The following is an 18,064-nucleotide window of genomic DNA, read 5'->3' on the forward strand; positions in this document are numbered from 1 at the left end:
AGTCTCCTTAAACGTGTTCTACGTGTGCCCGCAGGTTCATGCAAGCGATTCGCCGGTGCGGTCCTTCAGCCAGATTATCGGCACGAGCGAGATCGCGCACGCCGCGGCGACGTACCATGCCGGCGCGAGCGGATTGCCGGTTTTCGCCACCAGCCAGGTTGCGATGAACGGCGAGAAACCACCGAAAAACGATGCGCTCACCACATAGGTCAACGCAATGCCGGTCGCCCTGACATGCTTCGGAAACAGCTCCGGGATCATCACGAGGACCGGCACGATCTGGCCGGCGACGAACACCGCGAGCAGTCCCGACACAATGCATAGCGCGGTCATCGAAGGGTGGTTGCCGAGGAATGCAAACGCCGGATAGACGGCCAGCAACATGATGACACGAGAGATCACGAGTACGCGCTTGCGGGTGAAGTGGTCGGCGAGCTTGCCGGTCAGCGGCGCCGACACGAACAGGACAAGCGAGCTGACGACGCCGGATGTCACCGCGGCGGTAGGCGAAAGATGCAACGCGCGAACCGCATGGCTCGGCAGGAAAAACGCCGTGACGTACACCGACACGGAGCCTCCGAGTTCGGCGAAGGTGCCTAGTATGGTCAGCTTCAGGTGCGTGGTCAGCGCCGCTTTCAACGCGCCTTGAGGGCGGGGCGCACCGGGTGCGTGGGTCGCGCGGGTTGTGCTATTCACCAGCGTTTCCTCCAGGCGCCGGCGTATCAGCATGCCGGCAGGCGCCGCGATGATCCCGAGCAGGAACGGCAGGCGCCAGCCCCATTCGAGCACCGCCTGCTTCGGCAACGCGGCGTTCACGAGGGTGGCGACCAGCGCGCCGAGTGCAAGACCCAGCGCCGTTGCCGCAAAGTTCCAGCTCGCGAAGAAAGCGCGGGTCTGGTCGGTTGCATATTCGACCAGCAGGGTCGTGCCCGGCCCGAACTCACCGCCTGCCGCAAAGCCCTGGAGCAGCCGCGCGGCCAGCACGATCAGCGGCGCCGCCATGCCCGCGACCGCGTAGGGCGGGGCGCAGGCAATCATCGCGCAACTCAGCGCCATCATCATGATCGTCAGGACCATCGCCTTCTTGCGGCCCACGCGATCCGCATAGGCGCCAATCACGATCCCGCCCAGCGGACGCACGACAAAACCGACGCCGAACACGCCTATCGACAACAGGAACTGGTTCACCGGCGACGCGCCCGGGAAGAAAAGCTGGCCGATCTGGATCGCGAAAAAGCTGTAGATGGTGAAGTCGTAGAACTCGAGCGCCGTGCCCACCGTCGTCGCGGCAATGACGTGCGTCTTCGACAAACCGGCCTTGCCCAGTGCAAGTGATGACACGATCAGCGTCCTTCAAAATGAGGGAATCGACGTGAGTTATCATATACGAGAAAAAATAAAATTCTCGTATCCGACAAATTCTCGACCCCAGGTGTAAAGGCAAAGCGATGGCGAAAGCGGTGGTTGCAACGGCAAAAACGGTGAAACGCGATGCGCCGCCGGCCCTCGATCACAAGACCGTGGGCGCACGCATTCGTGAAGCTCGCAAGGCGAGGGGGTTGACGCTGATGGAGTTATCGGAGCGATCGGGGATTGCCGTATCGACTATTTCGAAAGCCGAGCGCGGGGATATTGCGCTGACCTACGACAAGTTCGCCGCGCTCGCGCATTCCCTGCAGCTTGAGTTCGACGCAATCTTCGGGCGCACGCGGCTGTCGGCCAGCACGGCCGCACGGCCAATGAGACCTTCTTTCACGGCGTCGGGCGAGCAGGTGATCTACGACACGCCGAACTACGAGTACGGCATGCTTGCGAACGACCTGACCGGCAAACGCATGGTGCCAATGCGCGCACATATCCGTGCGAGGGATGTATCGGACTTTCCCGAGTACATCCGGCACGCGGGCGAGGAATTCGTGTTCCTGCTTGGCGGCTCGCTGGAGTTGCGTTTCGAAGATGGCAAGGTGTTCAGGCTTGAACCCGGCGACAGTCTTTATTTCGATAGCGCCGTCGGCCACGTGTATGTGACCACCAGCAAGGATGACGCGGAAGTGCTGGTATGTTGTGTCGATGCCGACGCGAGCCGTCCGGTGGACGCGATCTAGCTTTCAACCGGTACTTGCACCGTTCAGGACTCGCCGGTCAGGGCTGCGGCAAGCGTTGCGGGAACGCCCGCACCGGCCGCTAGCTGCGGCGTTTTATGCCAGTCCGCACAACGCTGCAACGCGCGGCGCAGGTCGGCCGTCAAGCCCGTTCCCACCCGCACGCCCGGTTCGATATGCAGCGACTTGAGTTCGAAAATACCCTGCGTACGGTGCGCTTTTGCATCGACCCGTCCAATCAGGCGTCCGCGATGCAAGATGGGGAGTACGAAGTAACCGTACTTGCGTTTCGCGGCCGGCGTATAACACTCAATCGCGTAGTCGAACCCGAACAACGTGCTGGCACGCTTGCGGTCCCATACAACCGGATCGAACGGCGACAGCACCGTGGTCACCGTGGAAGCCAGACTGCCCGCCGCCGCATCGTCCAGTTTGTCCGCCAGATCGCGATGCACGAAGGCGTCGGCCTTCCAGTCATTAACTCGCACGGGTATCAGCTCACCGGCATCGGCCAGTTCATGTAACGCTGAGGTGTAGGGACGGCGCCGCATGCGGTAATAGTCGGCGACCCAGTCGGCACGGACGATGCCGAGCGCGCGGCAAGCGCGCCTGAGCAGTTCCTGCGGGACCGCTTCGGCGGGCGGCAGGTCCCGCGCGTCATTCCAGTCCGGCAGCACGCGCTCGGTCACATCGTAGATCCGATGAAAATTGCGCCGTTCCGCGACCATCAGTTCGCCGGTCGCGAACAGCACTTCCAGGTGACGTTTCTCGGGTTTCCAATCCCACCAGCCGCTGCCGTTGCCGCCTTCGCGAGCGAAGTCCGCCGAGCGAATCGGACCGGTCGCCCGAATGCGTTCGAGCAGGCGCTCGATGTCGTCGCGATGTTTCGCATGCCAGTCCGCCGCGTATTTCCAGCCCATTCCGGCGGGATCAAGCATTCGATGGCGCAACAATCCGTAGTCTTCTATTGGCACAAGGCAGGCTTCGTGCGACCAGTACTCGAACAGGGAACCCTCGGCCAGATGCTCGTCGAGCCATTGCGGCTGATAGTCGCCAAGACGGCTGAATAACACAAGGTAAGGACTGCGTGCGACTACGTGAATGGTGTCGATCTGCAACTGCGCCATGCGACGGATTGCGCCAAGCACGTCCGCTTTTGTCGCCTTGCGGCGAGGCGGCGCAAGCAGGCCTTGGGCCATCAGATGCAGGGTACGGGCGGCCGACAGCGGAATTGTCTTCATGCGGTGGGCTCATGGGCAGAGGCGCGTAGGTCGGATACGTTACCAGAGGACCGGTTTGATCGCTCGGCGGCGAATCGCCTTCGGCGGACTCCTGGACCACGCCGATGTGCGAGCCGACCTTCAAGCCTCGAATTGCTGCGCGGGCGCCCGGCGCGACGCCAGAGATCCGCGCGAGGAGGAGGGCAGTCATGCCTGACTCGCTACGACCGATCGCGGCCCGGCCCCTCATACGCATCCCTGCCGTCGCCGTCATCTAAGCATTTTCCCCTACATGCAAATCGCTTGACTGCGAAAAAATGGCAACCTACATTTTGATCCTGTTCATACATGTACTTTTTAGACGGATAAGTAGGTCCACTTGTTCACTGCCGTAGCACGTCCGCTATTTTTACTACCGGGGGGTATATGAAGTTGGGTCGATACGCTGCATGTGCGGCGTTGTTGTCGTGTAGTTATGCTCATGCGGATTCTGGCGTGACGCTTTACGGTATTGTGGATGAGTTCTTTCAGTACGTTAACACGGGGAATCATTACACTGCAGCCATCGGATCGAGTTCCGAATGGGCCAGTCGTTTTGGATTAAAGGGCTCTGAAGATATTGGCGGCGGCAACAAGGTCAATTTTCAGCTCGAGAACGGTTTTAATCCGAACGACGGCACATTTGCTTCCACGGGCCAGATGTTCAACCGGCAGGCGTGGGTGGGAATGTCGGGTAATTGGGGTGAAGTGAGACTGGGCCGCCAAAACTCGCCCGTCTTTTACGATCAGGGTTATCTGGACGCATTCGGCGCAGCGACCCAGGCATCCGGGTTCAGCAACCTGATGACCTACGTTGTGCGCACGAGTAATACCGTGTCGTACCAATCGCCCGTCATAGGAGGCTTGCAGGCGGGTGTATACGCCGGTTTTGGCGATGCGGGCGGACTGCGCTCGGCGGGTTCGAGCTATCAGGCCGACCTCCAGTACAACAGCGGCCCGATCGCCGCTGCCGTGGCGTGGCAGGCCGTGAAGAATGCCTCTAATTCCTCGACCGATACCGCCGTTGAGGCAGGCGCCTCCTACACCATCCAGAAGGCCACGATTTATGCCGGCTATGCCGCCAGCAGATGGACGGACATTAACCTGAATGTCAACGTTTATGGCGTTTCCGGTAAATATCAATTCACGCCTACAGTATTCGTCGCATTAGGTTATACCGCTTTGCATGATAAAACCCCTGCGGCCAATAACGCGAATCAGATTGCCGCAATGGCTCAGTATGATCTCTCTAAAAATACCAGCGTATATGGCACGGTTTCATATTTGACCAATCACAACCAGGCGTCTTATACGCTGGCCGGATCGGCGAATCCAGGCTTGCCGCTGGCCTATCCCGGCGCGAATCCGCACGGCATCTCGATTGGCATGTTCCATAAATTCTAGCGTTCATTTTCGGTGTCGCGTGCGACAAACATGTTCATACATGTCCGCCTAGGAATCACTTTCTTTCTCCCTGCGTTCAGGACGGAAAGGTCACCACGATCGGGGCGCTGCAATGAAAAAACGTTTGAACAATGTGGGCGCGTCGAAAGCGGAAATGGTCGCTGCGGCGATCCAGGATGAGATCTTGACCGGGCGCCTGCCGTACGGCGTTCTGCTGGAAAGCGAAAGTGAATTGGTGCAGCGGTTTTCGGTCAGCCGAAACACTGTTCGCAAGGGTCTCGAAGAACTGATGAACACGGGCCTGATTACCCGCAAGGTCGGCGTGGGTTCGTTTGTCACCTACAACGGCCAGACGCTGGATAGTGCGCTGGGCTGGTCCAAGGCGCTCGAAACGGCGGACGGCGGTGCGCAAACCCGGTTGCTGCAAATCAGGGTGATCCAGGATGAAAAGCTCGCTGCTGAACTCGCGCTGGACCAGCCTGCATTTATCGCAGTGGACCGGCTGCGGGTGTTGGCGGACTCGGAACGGCCGATCTCGCTCGAACTCAGCCGGATTCCGTTCTCCGACCGGCTGGCGGACCTGCCGTTGCAAGGGCTGATTGGCGGTTCGCTGAACCAGACCTTGATCGAATACGGAATGGCCGCGGATCACGGCGAGGAATGGGCGGAGGTGATCGGGCTCGAACAAGCCAACGCCGACATCCTGAAGCACCCGCCGGGCACGTCGTTCCTGCGGACCCGTCGTCTCACGCGTGACAAGAACGGCAACCCGGTCGAATACGTCGTCAGTCTGCTCGACCCCGCCTATTTTGGATTGCACCTGGAGTTTTGAAAATACCTGGGGCGGGCGAGCGGGGCAGTGGTACCCGGATTGGAATGGTCACTGCGCTTGATGATTCACTAAGTTGTATTAACTAGCTACTGCCGCAGCCTGTGCTGCTTGAGTTCAACCTGATTGCCGGGAGTCCATGAAATGGCATTGATCGATAAAGTATTGAAACGGGCACTGACGTGCGTGATGGCAACGGCCGCCCTGGCTTCGTTCGCCGCGCACGCCGAAGATGTTCACGTGCTGAACTGGAAGGGGTATGGCACGGACGAGCCTTGGGCGCTCAAGGAGTTCGAAGCGAAGACCGGGTATCACGTGGTCAACGACTTCTTCAACTCCGAGCAGGAGATGCTCACCAAGTTGCGCACCAATCCAGGCGCGTACGACGTGGTGATGGTCAATAGCGCGTTCAACCAGCAAGCACGCGAACAGAACCTGCTGCAGCCTATTGATGTGAGCGGGATGCCGAACGTCGCGGACCTGAACCCCAAGATGCGCCACTCGCATTTGCTCGAGATTGGCGGCCAGAGCTACGGCATTCCGTGGGTGTGGGGCGTGACGTCGTTCGCGGTCAACGACACCAAGGTCCATCCGGCGCCAGACACCATCCAGGCGCTGTGGGACCCGGCGTACAAAGGCCATGTCGGCATCCGCGACGACGCTATTGAAGCGGTCCAGTTCGCGGCTCTCGCCACGGGCCAGAACATCAACGACATCAAGAATCTCGATGCCGTCAAGGACAAGCTCAAGGCGCTGACCGGCCAACTGAAAACGTTCTGGAGTTCAGAGAACGACTGGAACCAGTATGTGGCGTCGGGGGTGTTTTATATCTCCACGTATTGGAGCGGATCGGCCGCACGCGCACGCAACAAGTTCAACCTCCCGGTCACCTTCGTGATCCCGAAGGAGGGCGCAATCGGCTGGCTGGATTCGCTGTCGATTCCGAAGGGCGCGCATAACGTCGCGGGGGCGAAGGCCTTCATCAACTACATGATCGATCCGGGGTTCTACACGCAGTGGGATTCTCGCGTTGGCGCGCCGGTCTCGGCGAACGTCAAGGCGGTTGCAGCGTTGCCGGCGAATGCGTTCAACCGCGCGGTGCTGGCGAACCCGTCGGTCCAATCGCGGATCCAGTTCCAGGAGCCGATCACCGACGACAAGCGCAAGGCCTACCTGCAGTTATGGCAGGAAATCAAGGCCCAGGCCGACTGACGACGTTCAAGGAAGTGCCATGAAATTTGCCCTCAGTTCGCCGCAAGGCAGACCGCTGGTCCGCGCCATGACGCTGGCCGGGCCCGCCTACGTGTGGCTCCTGCTTGCGGTGTTCCTGCCTCTGTCGGTCATGCTGTTCTACAGCTTCATGTCCGACGTGCCGACGAGCGGCGGCAACTGGTCGCTGACGTTCCAGAACTACCTGACGTTCTTCGATGAACCCCTGTATCGGAAGCTGATGGTGCGTTCGCTGGGACTCAGCGCCCAGGTCACGCTGATCTGCACGGTGCTGGGTTTCCCGTGCGCCTACATGCTTGCGAAGGTAATACGCGGACGCACGCGTGAAGCGCTGTTCCTGCTGATCATCCTGCCGTTCTGGAGCAACGGGCTGGTGCGGATATTTTCCTGGAACATGGTGCTGCGCAGTGGCGGAGTAGTGGACTGGGTGCTTAATCATCTGTGGCCGTGGACAGTCAACACTGACCTGATGTTCTCCTATCCGGCAATCGTGATCGGACTGGTGCATTCCTACCTGCCTTATTCGGTGTTGACCGCTTATCTGAGCTTGCAGGCTATTGACGACTCGCTGATTGAAGCGGCCCGTTCAATGGGTGCAGGGCGCCTGACCATCCTGCTCCGGTTGATCCTGCCGCTGGCCATGCCCGGCATGCTGGCGGGCGCCGTGCTGACCTTCGTACCGGTAGTGGGGGCATTCATGGAGCCCAGGTTGCTTGGCGGGCGCAAGGGCACGTTCATTGGCACGGTTATCGAGGACCAGTTCGTCGCCGTATTCAACTGGCCGCTCGGCGCCGCGCTGTCGTTCACGCTGCTGGCCCTCGTGCTGGCCATCCTGTTCGCCGGCATGCGACTCTCGCGGAGGAAGGACAATTGAAACAGGACAACACCATAGGGTCACTCGAGCTCGACTCGCAGCCGCTCTCCAATGTGCCGCATACGCCGCGCCGAAGGACCTGGAGCATAGGCGCAGCCCTCGGCGCGATCGGTTACGGATACGTGGTCGTCATGATCGGCTTTCTGTATTTGCCGATCCTGGTCATGGCGCTGATGTCGGCTAACGCTTCGCCGCTCTACGAACTGCCGTTTCATTTCACCACGCACTGGTATCAGGCGCTCGCCGAGGACGGCGTGCTGAAGGCTGCTGCCTTCAGGAGCATCGAGATCGCGCTGTGGACCACGCTGTTGTCCACCATTCTTGGCGTGATGGCGTCGCTGGCGTTCTTTCGATACGACTTCGCTGGCAAGCGTTTCCTGCAGGCCATGCTGTTTCCGCCAATGGCGATCCCGTGGCTGATCACAGGCACGGCCATGCTGATCTTCTTCTTTGCGATTGGTATTGGGCGCGGCTTGCACGCCATCCTGCTGGGGCACGTGGCGCTCGCGTTGCCCTACGTGATCATCGTGGTCGGCGCGCGCTTGCGTACGTTCTCACCTGAGCTGGAGCTCGCCGCCCGTTCGCTTGGCGCGAGCGGCTGGCAGATCACGTGGCGCGTGACCTTGCCCGCCATTGCGCCCGGCGTGGTGGCAGGGGCCTTGTTTGCATTCGCCGTGTCGTTCGATCAGTTCGTGGTGTCGTACTTCCTGTCCGACCCGGGCGAGACCACGCTGCCGGTCGAAATCTATAGCGCCATTCGCAAGGGCTTTACGCCCGAGATCAACGCAATTTCAACCATCATCATTGTCGTGTCGATGGGCACGATGTTGATCGTGTCACGGCTGTACCGATTTGGTGGAGAGCAATAATGGCCGAAGTCAACGTAATCAAGGTATCCAAGCAGTACGGCGAGTCACGCGCACTGGACGACGTGTCCATCCGTTTCGCGGAGGGTGGGCTCTATGGGTTGCTCGGCCCGTCCGGCAGCGGCAAGACGACGCTGCTGCGCATGATTGCCGGCTTTGTGTTTCCGGATAGCGGGCAGATACGCATCGACGATCAGCCGGTCGAGCGCTTGCCTGTGGAGCGGCGGGAAATTGGCATGGTGTTCCAGAACTACGCGCTGTTTCCGAACATGAATGTTGCCGACAACGTCGCATTCGGGCTCTCCGTACGGCATGTCGACAAGAGCGAGATCAAGCGGCGCGTGGGCGAGGTGCTGGACCTCGTGCAACTCGGCAGTCTGCACGGGCGCCGGATCAATCAATTATCGGGTGGGCAGCGCCAGCGGGTCGCGTTGGCCCGCGCTATTGTGACGCGTCCTCGCGTGTTACTGCTCGACGAGCCGCTGAGCGCGCTGGACAAGTCGTTGCGGGTGGACATGCAGGTCGAATTGCGCCGCATCCAGCGCGATGTCGCGATCACAACGGTATTCGTCACGCACGATCAGGAAGAAGCGCTTACGTTGAGTGATCGTGTAGGTATCCTGCGCGATGGCCGGCTGATCCAGGAAGGGACCGCACGCGAACTCTACGATCAGCCGGCCAGTGAGTTCGCCGCCACTTTTCTCGGCGATGCAAACATTCTCAACGGACGCCTGGAGACCGGCGGCATGCGCGTTGACGATGGCAGCCTGATCCGTTTCGGGGTGCGCTCAGCGGTATCGAACCAGACGAAGTGCGCGGTTCGTCCGGAGAAAATCGCGCTTCAGCGTGCAACCGGCGAAGCCGTTCCGAGTGCGCATAACCGGCTCACTGCGCAGGTTGCGCATCACGTCTTTGCGGGTGTCAACACTACCTATATGCTCGACTGGTGCGGGAAGCGGCTCAAGGTCCATGTGCAAAACTCCGGCGACGACCTGATTCCAGTCGGCTCGCAAGTGACGTTGAGCTGGTCGCCCGACAGTACGATCCTGGTTCATTAGGTCGCTGTCGAGACGCGGATTCCTCGAGCGCCGGTGGCGTCAAGCGGCCGCTGCTAGCTCACGGGTTCAGGGCAAACTGGACGGCCGGCGCGACCGGTTCGGCTGCGGCGCTGCGGGTTTCAACAGCGGCCGCGGTGCAATCGTTGTCGACATGACGATGGACGTCCGCGTCTCGCCATACAAATAAATCCGCCCGATAAGTTGTTCAAGGTGCGCCACATCCTTGGCGACCAGTTTCATCAGGTAAGAGTCCGCACCGGTTACGTGATAACACTCGAGCACTTCAGCAATGCCTTCGAGCACTTTCGTAAATTTGGCCTTGGCGGGTTGCGCGACTGTGATGCCGATGATCGCCGTGACCTGATAGCCGACCTTATACGAATTCGCGCGCGGCGACGCCTTCAATCACCCCATTTTCTGGAACGGTAAGCGAAGTGAAGGGGCGCAATAAACACGGTGTAGGCATCTCACGCTGCCGTGGCATGCACGCCGACACATGGTCGAGAGCGCGGGCTTGATGGTGTCAAGCGGAAAATCAGAAGTAAAATGCGCGCTTACGACCCGTGGAAGCTGGTGCAAATCCAGCACGGTCGCGCCACTGTGACCGGTTGCAGCGCAAACCGGAAGTCAGACCTCGGCGTCGTATACCTCTTTCTGACATTGGGGCGCGCACTCCCCGGGAGACATTCATATGACCGATACTGCCCGCGATCCTGGCTTACAGCCACGCCGGCATTCACTCGATTGTCCAGCTTGGTGTAACGCGGTGAACACGTCCCCGCATCACTGAACCCGCTGCCCGTTTGTCCGCTTGGTCGCTTTTGCACGGCCAACAGCTCAGGCATGAGCCGGCATCCGCTTCGCGATAGCGCTCATGGCAACGCGACGATATCCTCGCCGCCGCGCATGTCCGCCGGTTGGTCTCGTCGAAGCAGGCCATTGCATTGCGTTGTGTTGTGGATTCCGCAGCCGGGCAGGGCTGGCATCCAATCTTCGAATAACAAGGCGTCTCCCGCATGAAGTTCCGTCGTTTCATCCTCACCTCCGCGCTGACCGTTTCGGCATGGCAGGTTGCACAGGCCACCGAAGACTCGTCGTTGCCGCAGCCGGCGCAGCTTCCGGACTCGGCCACGCTGCCGAATATTCTTGTCACCGGCGACACGCAGCACCTGCCGCAATCGTTCGACGGGCGATACGCGTCCACACAAGTCTTGACACGCGCGGATCTGGACCGTTTGTCGCCCAGTGACCCGAGCATCACGCAGGCCCTCGCGACACTGCCCGGCGTCACCGTTTCACAAAACGGCGGACCGGGCTCGCTGGCCTCCGTCAGCATCCGCGGTTCATCGGGAAACCAGGTCGCCGTGTTCATAGACGGTATCCGCGTGGGTTCGGCGACCACCGGCCAGGCCGCGTGGGCGGACCTGCCGACCGCTGCCTTTGACCGCGTCGAAGTGATCTCAGGGCCGGCCGCCGCTTCATTTGGCGCGGATGCAGTGGGCGGCGTTATCCAGCTTTTTACCAACCGCGCGTCGAATCAGCCCAACCAGACCACCATTTCCACGGGTGGCGGTTCCAACAAAACGTTCGACACTCAATTCCGCACGTCTGGCAGCATTCCTTCCACGGGTCCGCTCGCTGCGCTGGCCGGACTGACCTACTCGCTGGGCCTGCACGACTACAACACCGCGGGAATCGATGCGACCCAGCCATGGGCCTACGGGCATGAGGATGGCCGTAACCCGTACCATGCCCAGGACGTGGATGCACGCCTTGGCTACGCGCGTGACAACTGGTCGATCTCCACATTCGCGCTCTATCACCGGTCCGACCTGTCCTACGACAACGCCGGCGGGGACGACCGTCAGCTCGATCATCAACTGACGACCGGCCTTGCGTTCCACCTGGATATCACGCCGTTTACGCAGTTTGACCAGTCGGTCGGCTACGCCACGGATCGCCAGTTCCTCTATGCGAACAACCGGGCTATCCCGACCGATGAGATCGACTCCACGCGCCTTGGCTCGTCGACCTCGCTGACCCATCAGGAACGCGGACTCACGCTCTTCAGCCTGCCCCTGTCCGGCGAGACCAAGCTCGCCTACGACTTCACCCGCGAGCAAGCCTTCCTGCCGGTCGACATTCCGACGGGCGTGCCGACGCGCAACGATTCCGCCGTATCGCTTCATCAGTCAGTCACGCTGGGTGCATTGACGGTGTTTCTTGCGGGCCGCCACGAGATCATCCAGGGCCAGTCGGTGAATACGGGCAATGTTGCCGTTTCTTATGCCATCAATCCGGTTTATACCGCGCGAATTTCCTACGGCAACGCGTTCCGCCTGCCCACGTTTAACGACCTGTATTATCCGGGTTACGCGAACCCGAACCTGCTGCCCGAGCGCAGCGACACGGTCGAGGCGGCACTCGATGCCACCACGTCGTTCGGGACCTTTACGGCTGCTCTTTATGACACCCGGGTGCACGATCTGATTGCTTATCAATCGGTGACTTATCTTCCTGTGAACGTAGGCCGTGCGCATATTCAGGGTATCGACCTGTCGTACAAGGGCACGCTCGGCAACTCGACGCCGGTCAGTCTCGCGATCGGCGTCCTGAATCCGCAGGATGTCACCGGCCAGACCTGGCTTAACCGTCGTCCGCGCCAGACCGTCAGCCTGAGCATCGACCATACGTGGGACGAGTTCCAGCTGCACGCGCTGAGCACGGGCGTCTCGCTGCTTTACGGCGGATCGACTTACGATGACCAGGCCAACGCAATTTATCTGCCGTCGTACACTACGGTCGGCCTGCGTGCTGCCTACAGGGTCAATTCGCATCTCACCGTGTCCGCGAACCTGTCCAATCTCTTTGACCGGCAGTATGTGACCGCATACGGTTACAACACGCTGGGCCGGACGGCGTTCGGTAAAATCGCGTATACGTTCTGACTACTTATCATCATATGATCGAGACATCTTCATGAAGCGAATCCTGATCATTGGAATTGGCGCCGGAAACCCCGACTACGTGACCATACAGGCGGTCAACGCGCTCAACGAAGTCGATGTTTTCTTCGTGATGGACAAGGGTGTCGCCAAGGAAAAGCTGATCGCGTTGCGCAAGGACATTTGCCGGCGTTTCATCAAGGGCAGCGACTATCGCTTTGCCGAGGCAACCAGTCCCGAGCGAGTACGAGACGTCGTCAATTATCGGGCGAGCGTGGAGGATCTTAACGATGACAAGCAGGCCGTGTTCGAGCGGCTTATCTCCGAAGAGATGTCCGACGGCGAATGCGGGGCGTTCCTGACATGGGGCGACCCGGCGCTGTACGACAGCACCATCCGGATCATTGACGCGATCATCAAGAAGGGCGGTCACGATCTGGTGTATGAAGTGATCCCGGGGATAAGCAGTATTCAGGCTCTGGCGGCTCAGCACAAGATACCGTTGACCCGCATTGGAGAATCGATCGAGATCACGACGGGGAGGCGGATAGCCGAAGGGTTCCCGGACAACGTCGACAGCGTGGTGGTGATGCTGGATGCCGAAGGCGCCTACAAACGTTTCGTTGATCAGGATATCGACATCTACTGGGGTGCTTATATCGGCACGCCGGACGAGATCCTGGTGTCCGGAAAACTCAAGGATGTCGCCGGCGAGATCGACCGGCTTCGTACGGAAGCGCGCAAGGCGAATGGCTGGATCATGGATAGTTATCTGATGCGAAGGAACAGGTCCCGCGGGGATAACTAGTCGCCTCCGGTGGGTGGGGCAGTATTGACCGCCGTTTGAATACGCGGCATGCGACGGAGATCGGGGTGACTGACGAGGCATGGCGTCGATGCGACAGCCGCAAGCGACAGTGTCATACGGCGTAGCCACCGGTCGGTATCATCGGGAAAGCACGTTGCCAGCGGTATTCGGATCCCGGATAGTCAGCGCGAGGTTTGCGCGATGGTCTTCAGCCACACGTCCGACGAGGAAATGCTATGGGTTCGACATCGAGCGGAGAACTAAGTAGCTTTAAGAAGTAGCAGCAAACGTAGCGATTCGAAGCCGCGTGACCGGCTTCCCGCGAGACAAGCCTGCCGAGATCAGCAGGGGCGCCACGCTCACGTAATGAACACAATCCGGTTTTCCGTCCCCGAGTCGCATTCCACGAAATAGGAGGCACGGCCGGCCCTTATGTCGAGCAGGACACGTTCAACACCTTCAACACCCGGGATTTCGTGCAAATGGGTTTTGACAATAACGTCCGAACCCGGCTTGGCTAACGCCTCGCGCCGGATTTCCATGAGATACCTGATGGCCTCTCGCTGGTTCATAAAATACAGATTCATCAGCAACGTGTCCTTGCCGCAGTTAAAGCGGCGTTAATAGACGCTGCTTCCTGTCCCGCCCGCAAGCATTGCGAGGCACCGGAAACACAAGTAGATCCTGGCACCGCTGTTAGCGGGCGGAGACTTCTCCCGACATGACGTCGATCCATACCCCGATGGCTATGGACAAGCGCCCGGACTCGCGGTCCGGCTATGCAGTCAAGCTCCGCGATCCAGATTTACCGCGCCGTCCATCCTCCGTCAATGACAAGATTTGCACCAGACATGAAGGTGGAGTCGTCGCTCGCCAGAAAAGCGGCCGCACCAGCAACCTCGTCAGGCGAGCCAATTCTCCCCAGCACGGTCGAGGCTTCGAATGAGCGTCGCAGGCCGGCGGGATCGGGGCTGCTGGAAAACACGTCCTCCAGCAATTGTGTCGTGACGGGTCCGGGACAAAGGCAATTCACCCTGATACCGCTGCGGCCGTGATCAATCGCCATCGCCTTCGTCAACATGACCACTCCGCCTTTTGACGCACAGTAGGCGGCCACATTCGCCTCACCAACCAGCCCCAGTTCGGATGCGATGTTAATGATGACGCCTTGGCCGCGCATTTGCATCGATGGGATGATAGCCTTCGAGCACAAGAAAACCCCTTTCAGGTTAACCGCCATAAGCCGGTCCCATTCATCAACAGTCGTGTCGAGAACGGTTTTCGCAAATTCGACGCCCGCGTTATTGACCAGGATATCCACATTCCCGAATCGGGCTTCAGCCAGGCGAACCATTTGACTAACATCGGACTCCAGCGATACATCCACTCGAACGTAGCACGCTTCGCCGCCTGAGGTGCAAAGAGCGTCGGCTTCTGCCGTCGCGTCCGTTATATCGGCAAGCACAACCTTGGCTCCCTCGGCCACGAATCTTGTCGCTATTGCATGTCCGATACCTCGCTGAGCACCAGTAATCAGGGCAACCCGGTCTTTCAGTCTCATGTTGTTCGTTCTCTTGCGCAAATAGGGTGAGTAGCATGCTACCCGCTTAATATCCCCCTGATTCTTCCTCGACCAGGAGCGGCTGGCGAATGCGCCTGCGTCACGCAGCGTGGAGCGAAGACCCCTGCTGTGCGTGAAGCCCATTCCGGGCGCCACGTGGCGCCGTCATATCGGCTGGTACGAGTTCGGGCGGCAGCCTCGCGCGACTGCCATCGTCAAGCAGCAGCTACTGACGGTGCTGGCCAAATGAGCGCGGCTCGGTGCGGGTAACGAAATCGAATCAAACAGAAGCCAAGGACAGGGCAGAGCGCACAGCGCTCCAGGCCCGATGTCCACTCATTCATTCAGAGGCTGCCATGACCGGGTCCGAGCTCGCCATCAACGAAGCGACTCAATAAGCCACTGCGGCAGGTTCGTCAGCCGGCGCGTTCAGTGGCATCGTCTCGCCCAACGGACGTGCGCCACTGAACGCTCAACAGGTGCTCGCGCATGGACCGTGCAGCCAATTCGCCATCGCGGGCTTTCATGGCGCTGACAATATTCTCGTGCTGTTGGGCGAAATAGCGCCGGGTCTCCTGGGCCGCGGTTCTTTCACGCACATCCGGCTTGACCCGCATGCCATTGATGGCTTCCATCAAGGCGATGAGAGCGGGGTTGCGCGTAGCCTGTCCGATCAGCAAATGAAATCGATGATCCCATTGCTGCCACTCTTCATCGTTTTTTGCGGCGGCGTTCTTCCGCGCGCATTTCTCAAGTTCCAGCAAGTCGTCCCCACTTGCTTTCGCCGCCGCAAGTCCTGCGAGCGCCGGCTCGAAAAGCAGCCGCATTTCCGCTATATCCGCCGGACTGGCTCCCGCGCGAAGCCCGCGTAGCGTCGACGCAAACTTCAGTGGCCGCGCGCCCAGATAGGTGCCGCGGCCGACACCTCGCCACACACGCCCCGAAGCCTCCAGCGAGGCAAGCGCTGCGCGAAGTTCTCGCCGGGTGACCTCCAGGTCTTCGGCGAGACGTCTTTCGGGCGGCAGCACGTCGCCGTCCTTGAGCTGGTGGTCGACGATGTATTCCTGCAGCCTGTCCAGCAGTGGTTTTTCCATTTTCTCTTTCTGTACCAATAAGGATTGGTTCAAAAGTAACAGAAATTGATCTGTTTTCACACAACCACGGATATTTTTTATCTACTAGAATGGCCTGAAATCAGGGTTATAACCAACTGAAGGCTGGTATCGTCAGATATAGCATTGTATTTTGTTTCTTATGAACCAATAAGAATTGGTTCATTTAGCGATTGCTTGTCGCCCCAAAAGGAGTTGGGTATGTCGTTCACAAGCCGCCCGGAACTGATTGGCACGTTCGGCATGGTGTCCTCCACGCACTGGCTGGCCAGTGCGTCGGCAATGGCCGTTCTCGAGCGAGGGGGCAATGCATTCGACGCCGCAGCGGCGGCAGGTTTTGTTTTGCAGATCGTTGAACCGCATCTGAATGGACCGGGCGGTGAACTGCCGGTCGTGTTCTACAGTGCGCGCGAAAAACGGGTTCGCGTGCTGTGCGGGCAGGGCGTGACGCCCGCGGCAATGACCATACCGCGCATGCGCGAGCTAGGTCTGGAGGTCGTTCCAGGGACGGGGTTGTTGCCAGCCGTCGTGCCTGGCGCTTTTGGCGCCTGGATGCTTATGCTGCGCGACTACGGCCAGTTGCCACTTGCAGACGTGATGAGCTACGCGATCGGCTATGCGGAAAACGGCTATCCGGTTCTCCCGCGAATGACCTCGTCAATCCTTGCAATCAAGGATTTCTTCCAGACTGAATGGACCACGTCGGCTGAGCAATGGCTGCGCAATGGCGACGCACCCATGCCGAACCAGCTCTTCGCCAATCCGGCGATTGCAAACACGTACAAGCGCATCCTGGAAGAGGCGAACACCGGGCGTGACCGTGCCGAGCAATGCGAACTGGCCAGCAAGGTTTTTTATCGTGGATTCGTGGCTGAAGCGATTGACCGCTACTTCCGGTCGACCGCGGTTCTCGACACCTCCGGCCAGCGCAACCACGGCCTGCTCAACGCGGACGATCTTGCTCGCTGGGAGCCGTCCTACGAAGATCCGGTCTCATACGACTATGAGGGCTTCCGGGTTCACAAGACCGGCCCATGGGGCCAGGGACCCATGTTTCTGCAGCAGCTCGCGCTCCTCAAGGGTTTCGATCTCACCGCGATGGATCCAATGGGACCGGATTTCGTCCATACCATAATTGAATGCTCGAAGCTCGCGTTCGCCGACCGCGAGGTGTTTTACGGCGATCCCCGGTTCGCACAAGTGCCCATGGACGTGCTGCTGAGTGACACCTACAACGACGAGCGGCGCCGGCTGATCGACCCGGCACGCGCGTCGTTCGAGTTCCGTCCCGGCAGGTTGGGCGATAGCGAGCAGCGTGCAGCGCTGATCATGGCGCTCGCGGGAAAACAGCAATCGGGCGGGTTCGGCCAGGGCGAACCGACGTTCGCACCCCTGCCCGAACTGCGCGGCGATACGGTTCATCTCGACGTGGTCGATCGCTGGGGCAACATGGTCTCGGCAACCCCGTCGGGTGGATGGCTGCAGGCTTCGCCCGCCGTGCCCGGTCTCGGCTTTAACGTGACCACGCGAGCGCAGATGTTCTGGATGGAGGAAGGTTTGCCGTCGTCGCTGGGTCCGGGGCGCCGTCCCCGCACCACGCTTTCGCCCACGCTGGTCACGCGGGAAGACAAACCCTATGCGGCGTTCGGCACACCGGGCGGCGACCAGCAGGACCAGTGGTCAATCCAGTTGTTTCTCCGGCATGTGCACGCCGGCATGAACTTCCAGGCCGCGGCCGATGCACCCTCGTTCCAGACCGCTCATTTCCCCGGCTCGTTCTACCCGCGCTCGATGCAACTGGGCAAGATGTCCGCGGAGTCGCGCTTTCCCGAGAGCACGCTAGCCGGGTTACGCGCGCGCGGACATGACCTGACTGTCGCCGAGCCCTGGTCGTTGGGCCGCGTCTGCGCGGTCGGGGTCCGGGGAGGGCTGATGCGCGGCGCGGCGACGCCTCGCCAGATGCAGGCATACGCTATCGGGCGATAAGCTTCGCATCCGCAAAACCCTATCCAATTC

17 protein-coding genes and 1 riboswitch are annotated in these 18,064 nt (G+C 60.1%); of the genes, 11 read left to right on the forward strand and 6 right to left on the reverse strand.

The features are described from left to right. Nucleotides 1–36: 36 nt before the first annotated feature. On the reverse strand, nucleotides 37–1,341 hold the full coding sequence (locus tag AWB69_RS18650) for an MFS transporter (RefSeq protein WP_062087350.1): 1,305 nt from the start codon (nucleotides 1,339–1,341) through the stop codon (nucleotides 37–39). Between the two features lie 107 nt (nucleotides 1,342–1,448). Between AWB69_RS18650 and AWB69_RS18655 the strand changes: the two genes are divergently transcribed. After that, nucleotides 1,449–2,105: a helix-turn-helix domain-containing protein gene (locus AWB69_RS18655; RefSeq protein WP_062087353.1), complete on the forward strand. Its 657-nt coding sequence runs from the start codon at nucleotides 1,449–1,451 to the stop codon at nucleotides 2,103–2,105. Nucleotides 2,106–2,128: 23 nt separating this feature from the next. On the opposite strand, the gene AWB69_RS18660 is transcribed toward AWB69_RS18655, so the two are convergent. Beyond that, nucleotides 2,129–3,343: a winged helix-turn-helix domain-containing protein gene (locus AWB69_RS18660; RefSeq protein WP_062087355.1), complete on the reverse strand. Its 1,215-nt coding sequence runs from the start codon at nucleotides 3,341–3,343 to the stop codon at nucleotides 2,129–2,131. 405 nt (nucleotides 3,344–3,748) lie between these two features. Here AWB69_RS18660 and AWB69_RS18665 point away from each other — a divergent pair, with 405 nt between their 5' ends. The 6 genes from AWB69_RS18665 (at nucleotide 3,749) to AWB69_RS18690 (ending at nucleotide 9,622) form a co-directional block, all read left to right on the forward strand. Beyond that, nucleotides 3,749–4,765 (forward strand): porin, encoded by a 1,017-nt coding sequence (locus AWB69_RS18665; protein WP_062087357.1) that lies wholly within the window; start codon nucleotides 3,749–3,751, stop codon nucleotides 4,763–4,765. Nucleotides 4,766–4,877: 112 nt separating this feature from the next. Further along, nucleotides 4,878–5,597, forward strand: a complete 720-nt coding sequence (locus AWB69_RS18670) for a GntR family transcriptional regulator (protein ID WP_062087359.1) — start codon at nucleotides 4,878–4,880, stop codon at nucleotides 5,595–5,597. 141 nt (nucleotides 5,598–5,738) lie between these two features. Beyond that, complete coding sequence (locus AWB69_RS18675; RefSeq protein ID WP_082913469.1) at nucleotides 5,739–6,806, forward strand: ABC transporter substrate-binding protein; 1,068 nt, start codon at nucleotides 5,739–5,741, stop codon at nucleotides 6,804–6,806. 19 nt (nucleotides 6,807–6,825) lie between these two features. Beyond that, nucleotides 6,826–7,698 carry an ABC transporter permease gene (locus AWB69_RS18680; RefSeq protein ID WP_062087361.1) on the forward strand — a complete coding sequence of 291 codons (873 nt, stop codon included), beginning with the start codon at nucleotides 6,826–6,828 and terminating at the stop codon, nucleotides 7,696–7,698. Further along, on the forward strand, nucleotides 7,695–8,567 hold the full coding sequence (locus tag AWB69_RS18685; protein ID WP_197500272.1) for an ABC transporter permease: 873 nt from the start codon (nucleotides 7,695–7,697) through the stop codon (nucleotides 8,565–8,567). Before AWB69_RS18680 ends, AWB69_RS18685 begins: the two co-directional genes overlap by 4 nt. Then, nucleotides 8,567–9,622: an ABC transporter ATP-binding protein gene (locus AWB69_RS18690; RefSeq protein ID WP_062087363.1), complete on the forward strand. Its 1,056-nt coding sequence runs from the start codon at nucleotides 8,567–8,569 to the stop codon at nucleotides 9,620–9,622. The genes AWB69_RS18685 and AWB69_RS18690 overlap by 1 nt, the downstream gene beginning before the upstream one ends. Before the next feature lie 66 nt (nucleotides 9,623–9,688). Here AWB69_RS18690 and AWB69_RS18695 read toward each other — a convergent pair whose 3' ends face one another. Next, entirely contained in the window at nucleotides 9,689–10,027 is a 339-nt protein-coding gene (locus AWB69_RS18695; protein WP_062087365.1) for an Lrp/AsnC family transcriptional regulator, read from the reverse strand. 133 nt (nucleotides 10,028–10,160) lie between these two features. Further along, nucleotides 10,161–10,311: riboswitch (adenosylcobalamin (AdoCbl) riboswitch) on the forward strand. Between the two features lie 327 nt (nucleotides 10,312–10,638). Between AWB69_RS18695 and AWB69_RS18700 the strand changes: the two genes are divergently transcribed. Beyond that, on the forward strand, nucleotides 10,639–12,570 hold the full coding sequence (locus tag AWB69_RS18700) for a TonB-dependent receptor domain-containing protein (protein ID WP_062087367.1): 1,932 nt from the start codon (nucleotides 10,639–10,641) through the stop codon (nucleotides 12,568–12,570). Between the two features lie 31 nt (nucleotides 12,571–12,601). Beyond that, nucleotides 12,602–13,375 (forward strand): precorrin-6A synthase (deacetylating), encoded by a 774-nt coding sequence (gene cobF / locus AWB69_RS18705; protein ID WP_062087369.1) that lies wholly within the window; start codon nucleotides 12,602–12,604, stop codon nucleotides 13,373–13,375. A gap of 359 nt (nucleotides 13,376–13,734) precedes the next feature. Here the strand turns inward: cobF and AWB69_RS18710 are convergent, their stop codons facing one another. Next, complete coding sequence (locus AWB69_RS18710) at nucleotides 13,735–13,962, reverse strand: hypothetical protein (RefSeq protein WP_062087370.1); 228 nt, start codon at nucleotides 13,960–13,962, stop codon at nucleotides 13,735–13,737. A gap of 218 nt (nucleotides 13,963–14,180) precedes the next feature. Continuing rightward, nucleotides 14,181–14,936, reverse strand: a complete 756-nt coding sequence (locus AWB69_RS18715) for an SDR family NAD(P)-dependent oxidoreductase (protein ID WP_062087372.1) — start codon at nucleotides 14,934–14,936, stop codon at nucleotides 14,181–14,183. Nucleotides 14,937–15,045: 109 nt separating this feature from the next. Here AWB69_RS18715 and AWB69_RS45875 point away from each other — a divergent pair, with 109 nt between their 5' ends. Further along, nucleotides 15,046–15,186 (forward strand): hypothetical protein, encoded by a 141-nt coding sequence (locus AWB69_RS45875; protein WP_231937161.1) that lies wholly within the window; start codon nucleotides 15,046–15,048, stop codon nucleotides 15,184–15,186. A gap of 166 nt (nucleotides 15,187–15,352) precedes the next feature. Here AWB69_RS45875 and AWB69_RS18720 read toward each other — a convergent pair whose 3' ends face one another. Beyond that, a complete protein-coding gene (locus AWB69_RS18720) occupies nucleotides 15,353–16,030 on the reverse strand; it encodes a FadR/GntR family transcriptional regulator (RefSeq protein WP_062087374.1) in 678 nt (225 codons plus the stop codon). 219 nt (nucleotides 16,031–16,249) lie between these two features. Here AWB69_RS18720 and AWB69_RS18725 point away from each other — a divergent pair, with 219 nt between their 5' ends. Next, nucleotides 16,250–18,034: a gamma-glutamyltransferase family protein gene (locus AWB69_RS18725; RefSeq protein ID WP_062087376.1), complete on the forward strand. Its 1,785-nt coding sequence runs from the start codon at nucleotides 16,250–16,252 to the stop codon at nucleotides 18,032–18,034. The last annotated feature ends 30 nt before the right edge of the window (nucleotides 18,035–18,064 follow it).

The organism is Caballeronia udeis, from assembly GCF_001544555.2.
In the GTDB taxonomy this organism is placed as follows: Bacteria; Pseudomonadota; Gammaproteobacteria; order Burkholderiales; family Burkholderiaceae; genus Caballeronia; species Caballeronia udeis.